Source organism: Lelliottia sp. GFLA7 (genome assembly GCF_056490165.1).
The window spans coordinates 83,347-99,228 of record NZ_JBWLAQ010000012.1; the positions used below are offsets into that span (position 1 = coordinate 83,347).

Annotated in this window: 12 protein-coding genes and 1 riboswitch; of the genes, 8 read left to right on the forward strand and 4 right to left on the reverse strand. The window is 54.1% G+C overall.

The genetic code is table 11. From position 1 onward, the window contains the following. Positions 1–163 precede the first annotated feature (163 nt). Together ppc and argE are read right to left on the reverse strand one after the other, a co-directional pair. Positions 164–2,815, reverse strand: a complete 2,652-nt coding sequence (gene ppc, locus AC07RN_RS20115; RefSeq protein ID WP_186754872.1) for a phosphoenolpyruvate carboxylase — start codon at positions 2,813–2,815, stop codon at positions 164–166. A 270-nt stretch (positions 2,816–3,085) separates the two neighbouring features. After that, complete coding sequence (gene argE, locus AC07RN_RS20120; RefSeq protein ID WP_478337144.1) at positions 3,086–4,237, reverse strand: acetylornithine deacetylase; 1,152 nt, start codon at positions 4,235–4,237, stop codon at positions 3,086–3,088. Positions 4,238–4,325: 88 nt separating this feature from the next. On the opposite strand from argE, the gene argC reads away from it, so the two are divergent. The 4 genes from argC to oxyR all read left to right on the forward strand — a co-directional run bounded on the left by argC (position 4,326) and on the right by oxyR (position 9,050). Beyond that, the gene (argC, locus tag AC07RN_RS20125; protein WP_015960987.1) at positions 4,326–5,330 is read left to right on the forward strand and encodes an N-acetyl-gamma-glutamyl-phosphate reductase; all 1,005 of its coding nucleotides are present in this window, start codon (positions 4,326–4,328) and stop codon (positions 5,328–5,330) included. Between the two features lie 6 nt (positions 5,331–5,336). After that, positions 5,337–6,113 (forward strand): acetylglutamate kinase, encoded by a 777-nt coding sequence (gene argB, locus AC07RN_RS20130; protein WP_096759554.1) that lies wholly within the window; start codon positions 5,337–5,339, stop codon positions 6,111–6,113. A gap of 54 nt (positions 6,114–6,167) precedes the next feature. Further along, positions 6,168–7,541: an argininosuccinate lyase gene (argH, locus tag AC07RN_RS20135; RefSeq protein WP_478337145.1), complete on the forward strand. Its 1,374-nt coding sequence runs from the start codon at positions 6,168–6,170 to the stop codon at positions 7,539–7,541. Positions 7,542–8,132: 591 nt separating this feature from the next. Further along, positions 8,133–9,050: a DNA-binding transcriptional regulator OxyR gene (gene oxyR, locus AC07RN_RS20140; protein ID WP_133632567.1), complete on the forward strand. Its 918-nt coding sequence runs from the start codon at positions 8,133–8,135 to the stop codon at positions 9,048–9,050. Here the strand turns inward: oxyR and sthA are convergent. Further along, positions 9,033–10,433: a Si-specific NAD(P)(+) transhydrogenase gene (gene sthA / locus AC07RN_RS20145; protein ID WP_015960983.1), complete on the reverse strand. Its 1,401-nt coding sequence runs from the start codon at positions 10,431–10,433 to the stop codon at positions 9,033–9,035. The genes oxyR and sthA overlap by 18 nt on opposite strands. Positions 10,434–10,629: 196 nt before the next feature. Between sthA and fabR the strand changes: the two genes are divergently transcribed. Then, on the forward strand, positions 10,630–11,271 hold the full coding sequence (fabR, locus tag AC07RN_RS20150; RefSeq protein WP_015960982.1) for an HTH-type transcriptional repressor FabR: 642 nt from the start codon (positions 10,630–10,632) through the stop codon (positions 11,269–11,271). Positions 11,272–11,274: 3 nt separating this feature from the next. After that, complete coding sequence (locus tag AC07RN_RS20155) at positions 11,275–11,634, forward strand: YijD family membrane protein (protein ID WP_015960981.1); 360 nt, start codon at positions 11,275–11,277, stop codon at positions 11,632–11,634. Between the two features lie 5 nt (positions 11,635–11,639). Here the strand turns inward: AC07RN_RS20155 and trmA are convergent, their stop codons facing one another. Then, on the reverse strand, positions 11,640–12,740 hold the full coding sequence (gene trmA / locus AC07RN_RS20160; RefSeq protein ID WP_478337147.1) for a tRNA (uridine(54)-C5)-methyltransferase TrmA: 1,101 nt from the start codon (positions 12,738–12,740) through the stop codon (positions 11,640–11,642). A 104-nt stretch (positions 12,741–12,844) separates the two neighbouring features. After that, a riboswitch (cobalamin riboswitch) is annotated at positions 12,845–13,020 on the forward strand. Between the two features lie 66 nt (positions 13,021–13,086). On the opposite strand from trmA, the gene btuB reads away from it, so the two are divergent. Together btuB and murI are read left to right on the forward strand one after the other, a co-directional pair. Beyond that, positions 13,087–14,937 (forward strand): TonB-dependent vitamin B12 receptor BtuB, encoded by a 1,851-nt coding sequence (btuB, locus tag AC07RN_RS20165; RefSeq protein WP_478337146.1) that lies wholly within the window; start codon positions 13,087–13,089, stop codon positions 14,935–14,937. Further along, positions 14,882–15,733 (forward strand): glutamate racemase, encoded by an 852-nt coding sequence (gene murI, locus AC07RN_RS20170; RefSeq protein WP_015960978.1) that lies wholly within the window; start codon positions 14,882–14,884, stop codon positions 15,731–15,733. The genes btuB and murI overlap by 56 nt, the downstream gene beginning before the upstream one ends. Positions 15,734–15,882: the final 149 nt, after the last annotated feature.

The following is a 15,882-nucleotide window of genomic DNA, read 5'->3' on the forward strand; positions in this document are numbered from 1 at the left end:
TAGAGGTTGAGGTTACTAAACGCGTTTTTCCCGTCGTGCTCGAACGTCACTCTTTGGACTTTACCGCCACAGCAGTCGGTATTTGTTGCGCTACATCTAAGGAGGGGGGATTTTTGGGCAAAAAAAAGCCACACAAAGTGTGGCCTTTTGATTCAGAAAACCGTTAGCCGGTGTTACGCATGCCTGCTGCAACGCCCGCAATCGTCACCATCAGTGCCTGTTCAACGCGTGGATCCGCCTCTTTACCTTCTTCTTCGGCCTTACGTGAGCGATGCAACAGCTCAGCCTGCAGAACGTTCAGCGGGTCGGTGTAGATATTACGCAGCTGAATAGACTCGGCAATCCATGGCAAATCGGCCATCAGATGCGAATCGTTGGCGATAGCCAGCACAATTTTAATGTCGCCTTCCAGCAGTTCGCGCAGCTCTTTGCCCAACGCCCACAGTTCGGGTTTCACCAGACGCTGATCGTAGTATTCCGCCAGCCACAGGTCGACTTTGGAGAACACCATTTCCAGCATGCCAAGGCGCGTGGAGAAGAACGGCCAGTCGCGGCACATCGTCTCAAGCTCAGTCTGCTTACCGTCTTCCACCACTTTTTGCAGCGCCGCACCCGCACCCAGCCAGGCGGGCAGCATCAGGCGGTTTTGCGTCCAGGCGAAGATCCACGGAATCGCACGCAGAGATTCCACACCGCCGGTCGGACGGCGTTTTGCCGGACGAGAACCCAGCGGCAGTTTGCCCAGCTCCTGCTCAGGCGTCGCCGAGCGGAAGTACGGCACGAAGTCTTTGTTTTCACGCACGTAGCCACGGTACAAGTCGCAGGAGATATCCGACAGCTCATCCATGATGTGACGCCATGCGTCTTTCGGCTCTGGCGGTGGCAACAGGTTAGCTTCCAGAATCGCGCTGGTGTAGAGCGACAGGCTACTGATTGTTACTTCTGGCAGACCGTATTTAAAGCGGATCATCTCGCCCTGCTCGGTGACGCGCAGACCGCCTTTCAGGCTACCCGGTGGTTGAGAGAGCAGTGCGGCATGAGCCGGTGCACCGCCACGACCGATAGAGCCGCCGCGTCCGTGGAACAGCGTTAATTCGATACCTGCTTTTTCGCAGGTTTTGATCAGCGCATCTTGCGCCTGGTACTGCGCCCAGGATGCCGCCATCACACCCGCGTCTTTTGCGGAGTCGGAATAGCCAATCATCACCATTTGTTTGCCCTGAATAAAGCCGCGATACCAGTCGATGTTCAGTAACTGGGTCATCACGTCGTTGGCGTTATTCAGGTCGTCGAGGGTTTCAAACAGCGGCGCGACAGGCAGCGCAAAGCTGATACCGGCTTCTTTCAGCAGCAGATGAACGGCCAGCACGTCTGACGGCGTTTTGGCCATGGAGATCACATAGGCCGCAACCGATCCTTTTGGCGCATCAACGATCGCTTTGCAGGTGTTGAGGACTTCGCTGGTTTCTTCGCTCGGTTCCCAGCTGCGTGGCAGAAGCGGACGTTTGGAATTTAATTCGCGGATCAGGAACGCCTGTTTGTCGGCTTCTGACCAGCTTTCGTAATCGCCAATGCCGAGATAACGGGTCAACTCGCCCAGCGCTTCGGTATGGCGGGTGCTTTCCTGACGCACATCAATACGCACCAAAGGCACGCCGAAACACTTCACGCGGCGCAGGGTGTCGAGCAGTTCGCCGTTGGCGATGATGCCCATGCCGCACGCTTGCAGTGATTTATAGCAGGCGTACAGCGGGTCCCACAGCTGCTCGTTTTGACTCAGCAGTCCGGCTGGTTTTGGCAGACGCTGGCCTTTCAAACGTGCTTCCAGCCAGGCTTGAGTCGCCATCAGCTGGCCGCGCAGACCTTTTAGCAAGAAGCGGTACGGTTCGGTTGCACCGGCTTCGCCGACCAGTTCGAGCAGTTCTGGCGTGGCTTCCACCATCGACAGCTCAGAAATCAGGATCTGAATATCTTTCAGGAACAGGTCGGTGGCTTTCCAGCGGCTGAGCAACAGCACATGACGCGTGATTTCGGCGGTCACGTTTGGGTTACCGTCGCGGTCGCCACCCATCCAGGAGGTGAAACGCACCGGAACAAAATCCACCGGCAGGCGATAGCCGAGGTTCTCTTCGAGCTGTTCGTTTAATTCACGCAGGTAGTTCGGCACGCCTTCCCACAGGCTATTTTCGACAACCGCAAAACCCCATTTGGCTTCATCAACCGGGCTTGGGCGATATTTGCGAATTTCATCGGTGTGCCAGGACTGAGCAATCAGCTGGCGCAGGCGGCGCATCAGCTGGTTACGTTCGTAATCGACGATGTCTTTGTTATCTAACTGCTTGAGACAGCTATTCACTTCGCCCATTTTGTGAATCAGGGTACGGCGGGTGATTTCGGTCGGGTGCGCAGTCAGCACCAGCTCAAGCGAAAGGGACTCAACCGCTTTCTTGATGATCTCTTCGTTCAGTTCAGGCTGGTCTTTGAGTTTTCTGAGCGTACGGGCAATCACTTCCGGGTTGCTGGCACCTTCGCCTTTTGGCGAAATGCTGTGGTATTGCTCGGCGGTGTTAGCCAGATTCAGGAACTGGCTGAACGCGCGCGCCACGGGCAGAAGCTCATCATTTGACAGGTTTTGCAGCGTGGTGAGCAGCTCCTGACGATTGGCTTCATTTCCTGCACGGGAGGATTTGGACAGCTTACGGATTGTTTCGACGCGGTCGAGAATGGTCTCTCCTAGCGCATCCTTGATGGTATCTCCCAGCACTTTGCCGAGCATACTGACATTACTACGCAACGCGGAATATTGTTCGTTCATATAAACCCAGACACCCCATCATTATGTTTTATGTCCATTCAAAAATCTTTTGGACATTATTTTGTCATCTCTCTTTATAAAGCCACGTAAAACCCCTGTCGTCAATTGCTGCGAAAACGGTTCAGCAAACGAATAAATGCAGGCAATTTACGAAATTTAATTCGCTTCGCGTCAGATAAGAGATGCTTATGGGAATGTGATGGGGATCATGCGTTTTGTTGCTCTCACCGAAACCCTCTCCCATGAGGAGAGGGAACCACTGGGGGCGTTTTAATGCCAGCAGAAGTGATGCACAACCTGCGTAATTAACTCGCGCGTGGGCTTAATAAAGCGTGTTTCCAGGTATTCATCCGGCTGGTGAGCCTGATTGATGGAGCCCGGACCCAGCACCAGCGTTGGGCACAGCGTCTGGATAAACGGCGCTTCGGTGCAGTAGTTCACCACGTCCGTTTTCTCACCGAGCAGTTTCTCGACTACTTGCACCAATTGATGATCCGGCGGGCATTCGTAACCTGGAATCGGTGGATGCAGATCGAAAATGGTCAGACGGCCAGGCCAGCGTTCACTCACCGGGGCCAGCGCTTCGCTGAGTAAACCGTTGAGATCGTCGAGCGTCATGCCCGGCAGCGGGCGAATATCCATGTGCAGTTCGCAGCAGGCGCAGATACGGTTGGATGCGTCACCGCCGTGCAGACTACCGAGATTCAGCGTGGGATACGGCACGGTGAAGGAATCGTGGTGGAAGCGTTCTTTTAGGGAGTCGCGCAGCACCATAATGCGGCCAATGGCGTCGTGCATCAGCTCAATGGCATTGACGCCGCGCGCCGGATCGCTGGAGTGACCCGACTGGCCCAACACGCGCACCGCCGTAGAGATATGGCCTTTATGCGCCCGAATCGGTTGCAGGGACGTCGGCTCGCCAATAATCGCGCAGTCCGGGCGAATGGCGGTATTTTCAGAGAAATAACGTGCGCCCGCCATGCTGGTTTCTTCGTCGGCGGTCGCCAGAATGTAGAGCGGTTTTTTCAGCGTCTTCACATCAACGTCACGCAGCGCATCGAGAATAAAGGCAAAAAAGCCTTTCATGTCGGCTGTGCCCAGGCCGTAAAGCTTGCCGTCATGCTCGGTGAGGGTGAAGGGATCGCGCGTCCAGCGCCCATCATCAAAGGGCACGGTGTCCGTATGGCCGGCCAGTAAAAGACCGCCTGCACCCTGTCCGGCACTGGCCAGCAGGTTAAATTTATGACGGGTTTCAGGAACGGGTTGAACTTCCACCTTAAAGCCGAGATCGCTAAACCATCCAGCCAGCATATTGATTAAAGACTCATTGCTCTGGTCGAGCGCTTCTTCGGTCGCACTGATGGACGGCGTGGCAATCAGGGCGCGGTAAATCTCGATAAAGGGTGGTAAATTCATTTTCATTGTTGACATACCTTAGGTCGTGATAGTATCAATATTCATGCACTAAATGTGAATAAAAATACACTAACGTTGATCGTAAAGGAACCCGATGTTGAATACGCTGATTGTGGGCGCTAGCGGTTATGCGGGCGCAGAGCTTGTAAGCTACGTGAATCGCCATCCTCATATGACCATAACCGCTTTGACTGTCTCAGCGCAAAGCAATGATGCGGGAAAGTTAATTTCCGATTTGCATCCGCAACTTAAGGGAATCGTCGATCTGCCGTTGCAGCCGATGTCCGATATCAGTGAGTTTGTTGGCGGCGTGGATGTGGTGTTTCTGGCAACCGCGCACGAAGTCAGCCACGATCTGGCCCCGCAGTTTTTGGCGGCGGGTTGCGTGGTGTTTGACCTCTCCGGCGCGTTCCGCGTTAACGACAGTGCGTTCTACGAAAAATATTACGGTTTCACTCACCAGCATACCGATCTGCTTGAGCAGGCGGTTTACGGACTGGCAGAGTGGAACGACGACAAGATAAAAGAAGCCAATCTGATTGCCGTTCCGGGTTGTTATCCAACGGCGGCGCAGCTTTCGCTTAAACCGCTGATCGACGCCGACCTGCTGGATCTGAATCAGTGGCCGGTGATCAACGCCACCAGCGGCGTGAGCGGTGCTGGTCGCAAGGCGGCGATGGCCAACAGTTTCTGCGAAGTGAGTCTGCAACCGTATGGCGTGTTCAATCACCGTCATCACCCGGAGATCACCACGCATCTGGGCGCGGAGGTGATTTTCACACCGCATCTGGGCAATTTCCCGCGCGGGATTCTGGAAACCATCACCTGTCGTCTGAAGCCGGGCGTGACCAAAGACCAGATTTCTGAAGCCTTTACGCAGGCCTATGCCAACAAACCGCTGGTGCGTCTGTACGATAAAGGCGTTCCGGCGCTGAAAAACGTGGTTGGTCTGCCGTTCTGCGACATCGGCTTTGCCGTTCAGGGCGAGCATCTGATTGTGGTGGCGGCGGAAGATAATCTTCTTAAAGGCGCTGCCGCTCAGGCGATGCAGTGCGCAAATATTCGTTTTGGCTACGCTGAAACCCAGTCTCTTATTTAAGGTGTGATGATGAATCCATTAATTATCAAACTCGGTGGCGTGTTGCTGGACAGTGAAGAAGCGCTGGAGCGTCTGTTTAGCGCGCTGGTTGACTATCGTGAATCCCATCAGCGTCCGCTGGTGATTGTTCACGGCGGCGGCTGCGTAGTGGATGAGCTGATGAAAGGCCTTAACCTGCCGGTGAAAAAGAAGAACGGCCTGCGCGTGACGCCTGCCGATCAGATTGACATCATCACCGGTGCGCTGGCGGGAACGGCAAACAAAACGCTGTTGTCATGGGCGAAGAAACATCATATCGCGTCGGTTGGCCTGTACTTGGGCGATGGCGACAGCGTAAAAGTGACACAGCTCGATGAAGAGTTGGGCCATGTTGGACTGGCGCAGCCGGGTTCGCCTAAGCTGATTAACACGCTGCTGGAAGGCGGTTTCCTGCCAGTGGTGAGCTCTATCGGTGTCACCGAAGAAGGGCAACTGATGAACGTGAACGCCGACCAGGCCGCAACGGCTCTGGCCGCCACGCTGGGTGCTGACTTGATTCTGCTTTCCGACGTGAGCGGAATTCTGGACGGTAAAGGCCAGCGTATCGCTGAGATGACGGCGGCGAAAGCCGAGCAGCTGATTTCTCAGGGCATCATTACGGATGGCATGATTGTGAAAGTGAACGCAGCGCTGGACGCTGCGCGCACGTTAGGTCGTCCGGTGGACATCGCCTCATGGCGGCACGCGGAACAACTTCCGGCGCTGTTTAACGGCACGCCGATTGGCACGCGTATTCTGGCATAAGCATTTTCCCCCTCATCAGAGGGGTATCAATAAACGAATTTAAGGAAGCATGTTATGGCACTTTGGGGTGGGCGTTTTACACAGGCAGCGGATCAACGGTTCAAACAGTTCAACGACTCTTTGCGCTTCGACTACCGCCTGGCCGAACAAGATATCGTCGGCTCTGTGGCCTGGTCCAAAGCGCTGGTCACCGTCGGGGTGTTAAGTGCCGGTGAGCAAGTACAGCTCGAAGAGGCGCTGAACAATCTGCTGGAAGAAGTACGCCTGAATCCGCAGCAAATCCTCGAAAGCGACGCGGAAGATATTCACAGCTGGGTGGAAGGCAAGCTGATCGACAAAGTGGGCCAGTTGGGTAAAAAGCTGCACACCGGACGTAGCCGTAACGATCAGGTGGCGACCGACCTGAAGCTGTGGTGTAAAGACACTATCGTGGAACTGCTGTCGGCGAATCGTCAGCTACAGAATGCGCTGGTCGAAACCGCGCAGAACAATCAGGACGCGGTGATGCCGGGTTATACCCACCTGCAGCGCGCGCAGCCTGTTACCTTTGCTCACTGGTCTCTGGCGTATGTCGAGATGCTGGCGCGTGACGAAAGCCGTTTGCAGGATACGCTGAAGCGTCTGGACGTGAGCCCGCTGGGCAGCGGGGCGCTGGCAGGAACCGCCTATGAAATCGACCGTGAACAGTTGGCGGGCTGGTTGGGCTTTGCTTCTGCGACCCGCAACAGTCTGGACAGCGTGTCGGATCGTGACCATGTTCTGGAGCTGCTGTCGAATGCCTCTATCGGCATGGTGCATTTGTCGCGTTTTGCCGAAGATCTGATTTTCTTCAACTCCGGGGAAGCCGGTTTTGTGGAGCTGTCCGATCGTGTCACTTCTGGTTCTTCGTTGATGCCGCAGAAGAAAAATCCGGATGCGCTGGAGCTGATTCGCGGTAAGTGTGGTCGTGTGCAGGGCGCATTGACGGGCATGATGATGACCCTGAAAGGTCTGCCGTTGGCCTACAACAAAGATATGCAGGAAGATAAAGAAGGGCTGTTCGATGCGCTCGACACCTGGCTGGATTGTCTGCATATGGGCGCACTGGTGCTGGACGGCATTCAGGTGAAACGTCCGCGTTGCCAGGAAGCAGCGCAGCAGGGCTATGCAAACTCCACCGAGCTGGCGGATTATCTTGTCGCCAAAGGTGTACCGTTCCGCGAGGCGCACCATATTGTGGGCGAAGCCGTGGTTGAGGCGATTCGCCAGGGCAAGCCGCTGGAAGATTTGACGCTAGCCGATTTGCAGAAATTTAGCGCCGTGATTGGCGATGACGTGTACCCGATTCTTTCGCTGCAATCCTGTCTGGATAAGCGCGCGGCGAAAGGCGGCGTGTCACCGAAGCAAGTCGCGCAGGCGATTGCGGATGCGAAATCGCGTCTTGTGTAGGATTTGTGCGGGCTGATGCCCTCACCCCAGCCCTCTCCCACTGGGAGAGGGAGCAAGCACTTAAAAATGGCAACGTTGGTTGCCATTTTGCTTTTATCTTACCTCACTCCGATCCTCTTCCACGGGGAGAGGGAGTAAACACTTAAAATGGCAACGTCGGTTGCCATTTTTCTTTTGCCTTGCCTCGCCCCGATCCCCTTCGACAGGGAGAGGGAGTAAACACTTAAAATGGCAACGTTGGTTGCCATTTGCTTTTACGTTATTTCATCCCGAGCCTCTCACCGTGGAAGAGGCTCGATCAGTCCCCTCTCCCTCTGGGAGAGGGTTAGGGTAAGGGAAGAATATGCAGCCTGGCTTAAAGCCGGGCTTTTTTATGCAAAAAAAAGCGGACCACGGGGTCCGCAAAAGTTCACGTTGGCTTTAGTTGTTCGAGTTAGGGATAAACTCGTCTGACTCGGCGGGGACGTCAAGGGTCAAACACGTGCCGCCTCGTCTATGTGGTGTATTATTCAACAGAGTGCTTGATAGGGATAATCGTTCGTTGCTATGCTATCTATCGCCATGAACTATCATGGCGATAGAGGATGAATAATGAATATTCGTGATCTTGAATACCTGGTGGCACTCGCTGAGCACCGACATTTTCGCCGCGCGGCAGATTCCTGCCACGTTAGCCAGCCTACGCTGAGCGGTCAGATCCGCAAGCTGGAAGATGAGCTGGGCGTCATGCTGCTAGAGCGCACCAGCCGTAAAGTGCTGTTCACCCAGGCCGGTTTGCTGCTGGTGGATCAGGCGCGCACCGTGTTGCGCGAGGTCAAAGTGCTCAAGGAAATGGCAAGCCAGCAGGGCGAGGCGATGTCCGGTCCGCTGCATATTGGCCTGATTCCAACCGTTGGTCCGTATCTACTTCCGCTCATCATTCCGATGCTGCATCAGACCTTCCCGAAACTCGAAATGTATCTGCATGAAGCGCAGACACATCAGTTGCTGGCCCAGCTCGACAGCGGCAAGCTCGACTGCGCGATCCTGGCGCTGGTCAAAGAGAGCGAAGCGTTTATTGAGGTGCCGCTGTTTGATGAACCGATGATGCTGGCGATCTACGACGATCACCCGTGGGCCAATCGCGATCGCGTACCGATGGGTGATCTGGCGGGTGAAAAGCTGCTGATGCTGGAAGACGGTCACTGCCTGCGCGATCAGGCGATGGGTTTCTGCTTTGAAGCGGGTGCTGAGGAAGATACCCATTTCCGCGCAACCAGCCTGGAAACGCTGCGTAATATGGTGGCGGCGGGAAGTGGTATTACGCTGCTGCCTGCGCTGGCTGTACCGCGCGAGCGTCGACGCGATGGCGTGGTTTATCTGCCGTGCATTAAACCGGAGCCGCGTCGCACGGTGGGCCTGGTTTATCGTCCGGGATCACCCCTGCGCAGCCGCTATGAGCAGCTGGCAGAGGCCATCCGCAGTTCGATGGATGGCCATTTTGACGACGCGTTAAAACAGGCGGTTTAAGCCGTTCAGCGCGGCTACCCGATAGGCTTCCGCCATTGTCGGGTAGTTAAAGGTGGTGTTAACGAAGTACTCGATCGTGTTACCGCCACCTTTTTGCTCCATGATTGCCTGGCCGATATGAATGATTTCCGCCGCACGTTCACCGAAGCAGTGAATGCCGAGGATCTCTTTCGTCTCGCGATGGAACAAAATCTTCAGCGTTCCCACGCTCATTCCCACGATTTGCGCCCGCGCCAGATGTTTAAACTGCGCACGACCGACTTCGTATGGCACTTTCATCGACGTCAGCTGCTGTTCGGTCTTACCCACAGAACTGATTTCCGGAATGGTATAAATGCCGGTGGGAATATCTTCAATCAGATGGGCGGTGGCTTCACCTTTCACCAGCGCTTGCGCCGCGATGCGACCCTGATCGTAAGCGGCAGAGGCCAGACTCGGATAACCAATCACATCGCCTACCGCGTAGATATGCGGCAGTGCCGTCTGGTACATGCTGTTGACCTTCAACTGGCCACGACTGTCGGTGGTAAGACCGATGTTTTCCAGCGCCAGCGAATCGGTGTTACCGGTACGGCCATTCGCGTACAGCAGGCAATCGGCTTTCAGCTTTTTGCCGGACTTCAGATGCATGATCACGCCATCGTCGCAGGCTTCGATTCTTTCGTACTCTTCGTTGTGGCGAATCACCACACCGCTGTTCCAGAAATGGTACGAGAGCGAATCGGACATCTCCTGATCGAGAAACGCCAGCAGGCGGTCGCGGGTGTTGATCAAATCAACTTTGACTTCCATCCCACGGAAAATGGAGGCGTATTCGCAGCCGATAACCCCAGCGCCGTAGATCAGCACATGGCGCGGCTCATGATGCAGGCTCAAAATGGAGTCGCTGTCATAAACGCGCGGATGTGAAAAATCGACGTCGTCCGGATGATAGGGGCGTGAACCGCAGGCGATGACAAATTTCTCGGCGGTAATGGTCTCGACGGAGCCGTCGTGACATTTCAGCGCCAGCGTATGCTCGTCAACAAAGTGCGCGTCACCCTGCAGGATTTCGCAGTGGTTGCGTTCGTAAAACCCCTGGCGCATCCGCGTCTGCTGATTAATTACGGTATCAGCATGATTGAGGATGTCGGCAAAAGAGGATCGAAGAAGACGGGAGTGATCGCTGTAAAGAGGGTTTTGGTTAAATTCGATAATGCGGCTAACGGCGTGGCGGAGGGCTTTTGAAGGGATGGTGCCCCAGTGGGTACAACCGCCGCCAACATTATGGTAGCGCTCAATGACCGCTACTCTGGCTCCCTGTTTCACCAGACCCATAGCAGCGCCTTCGCCGCCGGGGCCGGAACCAATAACTATTGCGTCGTAATCGTAGGAATGTGACATGGCAAGGCTTACCTGTTCTTATACATAAAAGCAACAGAATAGTAACATCATTGGTGGGATAACCCAATTATCGTTGTGCTCTTTTCGAGCTGTGGAGCACAAACCTCGCGTAAACAATCATTCACAAAGCTGTGCAAACAGATTAATTTTATTCTCTGGTATAGTGCCTTAAGGCCTTTGGAAGGATTCAACTATTGTGATGGGCGTAAGAGCACAACAAAAAGAGAAAACCCGGCGTTCGCTGGTGGAAGCGGCATTCAGTCAACTGAGTGCTGAGCGAAGCTTTGCCAGTTTGAGCCTGCGCGAAGTCGCACGCGAAGCCGGGATTGCGCCAACGTCTTTCTATCGTCATTTCCGGGATGTGGATGAACTGGGCCTGACCATGGTGGATGAGAGCGGGTTAATGCTGCGCCAGCTCATGCGCCAGGCGCGTCAGCGTATTGCCAAGGGTGGCAGCGTGATCCGCACGTCAGTCTCTACTTTTATGGAATTTATTGGCAACAACCCTAACGCATTCCGCCTGTTATTGCGTGAGCGTTCGGGAACGTCGGCTGCTTTCCGTGCCGCTGTGGTGCGAGAAATTCAGCATTTTATCGCGGAACTTGCCGACTATCTGGAACTCGAAAACCATATGCCACGAGCCTTCACGGAAGCGCAGGCCGAGGCGATGGTGACCATTGTTTTCAGTGCGGGTGCCGAAGCACTGGATGTGGGCGTTGAACAACGCAAACAACTCGAAGAGCGACTGGTCTTGCAACTGCGGATGATTTCAAAAGGCGCTTATTACTGGTATCGCCGTGAACAAGAAAGGTCGGCGCATCAAATCGACGAAGGGTGAGTAATGAAACAGTCAGGTCAGGATAAAGGTACGTTGTTGCTGGCATTGATCGCTGGCTTATCAATTAATGGTACGTTTGCAGCGGTGTTTAGCTCGATTGTGCCGTTTTCGATTTTCCCGATGATCGCGTTGGTACTGACAGTTTACTGTCTGCACCAGCGTTATCAGAACCGCACCATGCCGGTAGGTTTACCGGGCCTGGCGGCGGCGTTCTTTATTCTGGGTGTCCTGTTGTATAGCACCGTCGTGCGCGCGGAGTATCCGGATATCGGCTCCAATTTCCTGCCCGCCGTGCTGTCTGTGGCGCTGGTGTTCTGGATTGGCATCAAAATGCGTCACCGTAAGCACCAGCTCCCTGAATGATGGCGTTATTTCAACGTTAACAGTACGCCGCACTCCATATGGTGCGTGTAGGGGAACTGATCGAACAGTGCCAGACGTTCAACCTTGTGCGTCTGGCTTAATGTTTCCAGGTTCTTGCACAGCGTTTCCGGGTTACAGGAAATGTACAAAATACGCGGATACGCCTGCACCATCTTCTCGGTTTCGCTGTCCAGCCCGCTGCGCGGGGGATCGACGAAAATCGTCTCGCACTGGTAGCTCCTCAAATCGATACCCTGCAAACGGTTGAATTCACGCTCACCGTTCATTGCCTGCGTAAATTCTTCTGCCGCCATACGAATGATCTGCACGTTATCGATATGGTTGGCGGCAATATTGTATTGCGCGGAGGCGACAGACGGCTTGGCAATTTCGGTGGCCAGCACGCGCTCAAAGTTACGCGCCAGCGCCAGCGAGAAGTTGCCGTTACCGCAGTACAGCTCCAGCAGATCGCCTTTTGACCCTTCCGTTGCACTCAGCGCCCACTCCAGCATTTGCACATTCATGGCCGCATTCGGCTGAGTGAAGCTGTTTTCGACCTGACGATAAATCATCTCTTTACCGGCCACCGGCAGGCGTTCATCCACGTAATCCTGATCGAGCATGATTTTAGTTTTGGTCGCGCGGCCAATCAGATGGACGTTGATATTCTGCGCCCGCAGCGCATCGCGCAGAACTTCGGCTTCTTTGCGCCATTCGTCGGCCAGCTTTTTGTGATACAGCATCGAGACGATGGCCTGATTGCTTTGGGTAGTCAGGTAATCAATCTGGAACAGTTTATGGCGCAACTGGGGGTTATTGCGCACGCCTTCAATCATCAGCGTCATTAATTGGTTAATTAATTCGCTGGCTGCCGGGAAACTGTTTACGCGGATGCGGGACTTGGTCTGCTGATCGAAAATGATGTGATACAGGTCGTCGCCGTCATGCCAAATACGGAACTCAGCACGCATGCGGTAATGGCTGACAGGAGAGCGGAACACCTCTGGAACGGGCGCGGCAAAAGGCGTCATCATACTTTGCAGGCGGACAACTTTCTCTGCCAGCTGCGCGTCGTACTGTTCTGTCGGGAGGTGTTCGGGTGTCATCATGCATCCTGAGTGGTGAAGAATTTCGCGGGGATTGTAAGCACTGTACAGGGGATGTCCAGATTTAATCATGCATAGCTGTCTGGACATCTATACGTTTCTAATTGTAGCATTCTGTTTCCGGTCTCATGTAAGTGAAAAGGGAATCCAGTGCAAATCTGGAGCTGACGCGCAGCGGTAAAGACTGGCGGGATGAGAGTTGTAGACACTGTGAAAATGGGAAGTCTTCATCCGTAAAACGCCACTAAGCCCGAAGACCTGCCGGAATTACGTCGCATCTGGTTTCATCATCGCGTGCTATAGATGACGCCTGCGGCATCCTTCTTATATTGTGGATGCTTTAAAAATGATTAAAAAAGTATCGCTGATGACGGCTCTCTCCGTCACGGCATTTTCGGGCTGGGCGCAGGATAGCGCTGACTCATTGGTGGTCACAGCAAACCGTTTCGAACAACCGGCAAATACCGTTCTGGCACCAACTTCTGTTGTGACGCGTGAAGATATTGAACGCTGGCAGGCAAAAAGCGTCGTCGAAGTTATGCAGCGTTTACCGGGCGTGGATATTGCGCAAAGCGGCGGAATGGGGGCAAACGCTTCTACCTTTATTCGTGGTACAGAATCCCGTCACGTCCTGGTGCTGATCGATGGTATTCCGCTGAACAATGCGGGAATCAGCAACGTTGCCGATCTGAGCCAAATCCCAACATCCCTCATTCAACGTATCGAATACATTCGCGGCCCGCGTTCGGCGCTGTACGGTTCCGATGCGATTGGCGGCGTGATCAACATTATTACCGGGCGTGATAAGCCTGGCGCGGACATCACTGCGAGTGTCGGTTCGAAGGGCTATCAGTCTTACGATGGTTCATTCCAGCAGGTGCTGGATAAAACTAAAATCACGATGGCGGGTAACTATACCTACACGCGCGGTTTTGATATCGATGCGCAGGATGCACCGCGTCAACCCGATCGCGATGGCTTTATGAGTAAGTCGCTGTATGGCTCTATCGAACAGCAGATTACCGACAGTCTGAGCGGCTTCGTGCGTGGTTTTGGCTATGACAACCGTACGGCCTACGACGGGTATGACAGCTACGATGATAACTTCAATTTTACCGGCACGCCGGATACGCGTCAGTTATACAGCCAGAACTGGGATACCGGACTGCGTTACAAGCAGGGTATTTATCAGACGCAACTGGTGGCGGGTTACGGTCGCAGTAAAGACCAGAACTACGATCCGAGTAAAGGTCGCTATGCCGCCTCTTCTACTATGGATGATGTGAAGCAATACACCACGCAGTGGATGAACACCTTTACCGTTGGCCACGGCAATATCGGCGCGGGTATTGACTGGCAGAAGCAGCAGACGCAGGCGGGCACGGGTCTTCTTAATGAAGGCTTCAAACAGCATAACACCGGCGTTTTCCTTTCTGCGATGCAGCAGTTTGATAGTGTCACGCTGGAAGCGGCGGCGCGTCATGATGATAATTCTAACTTTGGTAACCACAGCACCTGGCAGACCAGCGCGGCGTGGGAATTCGTTGAGGGCTATCGCATCATCGGTTCTTACGGTACAGCGTATAAAGCGCCAACGATGAGCCAGATCCACAGCCCGCAATACGGTAATCCCGATCTCAAGCCAGAAGAGAGCGAACAGTGGGAAGGTGGCTTTGAAGGGCTGACGGGTCCGGTGACCTGGCGTGTCAGCGCCTATCGCAATGATGTCGATAACCTGATTGGCTATGGCAACCGAAATCGTCCTTATAACGTCGATAAAGCGCGTATCGAAGGGGTTGAAGCCACGGCAGAGTTTGATACCGGCCCGGTCGGTCATCAGATTTCTTATGATTATGTTGACCCGCGTAATGCCACGACCAATCAGGTGCTCGCCCGTCGTTCTAAGCAACAGGTGAAATACCAGTTGGATACGCAGGTTTGGGATCTCGACTGGAACTTGGCCTATCGCTATCTGGGTACGCGTTATGATGTGGCCGTTGATCCTAATACCTACGCAACTGAACGCGTGCAAATGGGGGGCGTAAGTCTGTGGGATCTCGCAGTTTCATATCCGGTCACCTCACATCTCACAGTTCGTGGTAAAATAGCCAACCTGTTCGATAAAGATTACGAGACAGTTTATGGCTACGAAACTGCAGGACGGGAATACACCTTGTCTGGCAGCTACACCTTCTGATCCACGTCCCACCGTGCTGGTGTTTGACTCCGGCGTCGGTGGGCTTTCGGTCTATGATGAGATTCGGCATCTTCTGCCGGATCTTCATTACATCTATGCTTTCGATAATGTCGCCTTTCCGTATGGGGAAAAGAGCGAGGACTTTATTGTCGAACGTGTGGTTGAAATCGTCACAGCCGTTCAGGCGCGCTACCCCTTAGCATTAGCCGTCATTGCCTGTAATACGGCGAGTACCGTTTCTCTTCCTTCATTGCGTGAAAAATTCCCGTTCCCGGTTGTGGGTGTCGTTCCGGCGATTAAGCCTGCAGCTCGTCTGACGGCGAATGGCATCGTTGGATTATTAGCGACACGCGGAACGGTGAAGCGTCCTTATACGCGTGAACTCATCGACCGCTTTGCCAACGAATGCAAGATTGCAATGTTAGGCTCAGCTGAGCTGGTGGAGATGGCCGAAGCGAAGCTGCACGGTGAACCCGTTTCGCTCGAAGAGTTGCGACGCATTCTCGGCCCATGGCTGCGGATGGCTGAACCGCCAGATACGGTGGTGCTCGGCTGCACGCATTTTCCTCTATTACAGGAAGAGCTACTGGAGGTGTTGCCGGAAGGGACACGTCTTGTGGATTCCGGCGCGGCAATCGCCCGTCGTACAGCCTGGTTGCTGGAACATGAAGCGCCAGAGGCTAAATCCAGTGATAAGAACATTGCCTTTTGTATGGCGTTAACCCCTGAGACTGAGCAACTTTTACCCGTTTTACAGCGTTACGGCTTTGAAACGCTCGAAAAACTAGCGCTTTAACGCGCTTTTGGGTAAAAAAGAGACGGTTGGAAATTAATTTTAAATTTCCTCTTGTCACCTCAGAATAACTCCCTATAATGCGCCTCCACTGACACGGAACAACGGAACACAAGCCGCCGGGTCAGCGGGGTTCAGCGATGAACGCCGGC

Bases quoted from the DNA above. Each gene is read 5' to 3' on its own strand.
- argB (WP_096759554.1), top strand. From the start codon at position 5,337: ATGATGAATCCATTAATTATCAAACTCGGTGGCGTGTTGCTGGACAGT.
- sthA (WP_015960983.1), bottom strand. From the start codon at position 10,433: ATGTCACATTCCTACGATTACGACGCAATAGTTATTGGTTCCGGCCCC.
- ppc (WP_186754872.1), bottom strand. From the start codon at position 2,815: ATGAACGAACAATATTCCGCGTTGCGTAGTAATGTCAGTATGCTCGGC.
- btuB (WP_478337146.1), top strand. From the start codon at position 13,087: ATGATTAAAAAAGTATCGCTGATGACGGCTCTCTCCGTCACGGCATTT.
- AC07RN_RS20155 (WP_015960981.1), top strand. From the start codon at position 11,275: ATGAAACAGTCAGGTCAGGATAAAGGTACGTTGTTGCTGGCATTGATC.
- argE (WP_478337144.1), bottom strand. From the start codon at position 4,237: ATGAAAATGAATTTACCACCCTTTATCGAGATTTACCGCGCCCTGATT.
- trmA (WP_478337147.1), bottom strand. From the start codon at position 12,740: ATGACACCCGAACACCTCCCGACAGAACAGTACGACGCGCAGCTGGCA.
- murI (WP_015960978.1), top strand. From the start codon at position 14,882: ATGGCTACGAAACTGCAGGACGGGAATACACCTTGTCTGGCAGCTACA.
- oxyR (WP_133632567.1), top strand. From the start codon at position 8,133: ATGAATATTCGTGATCTTGAATACCTGGTGGCACTCGCTGAGCACCGA.
- argH (WP_478337145.1), top strand. From the start codon at position 6,168: ATGGCACTTTGGGGTGGGCGTTTTACACAGGCAGCGGATCAACGGTTC.
- argC (WP_015960987.1), top strand. From the start codon at position 4,326: ATGTTGAATACGCTGATTGTGGGCGCTAGCGGTTATGCGGGCGCAGAG.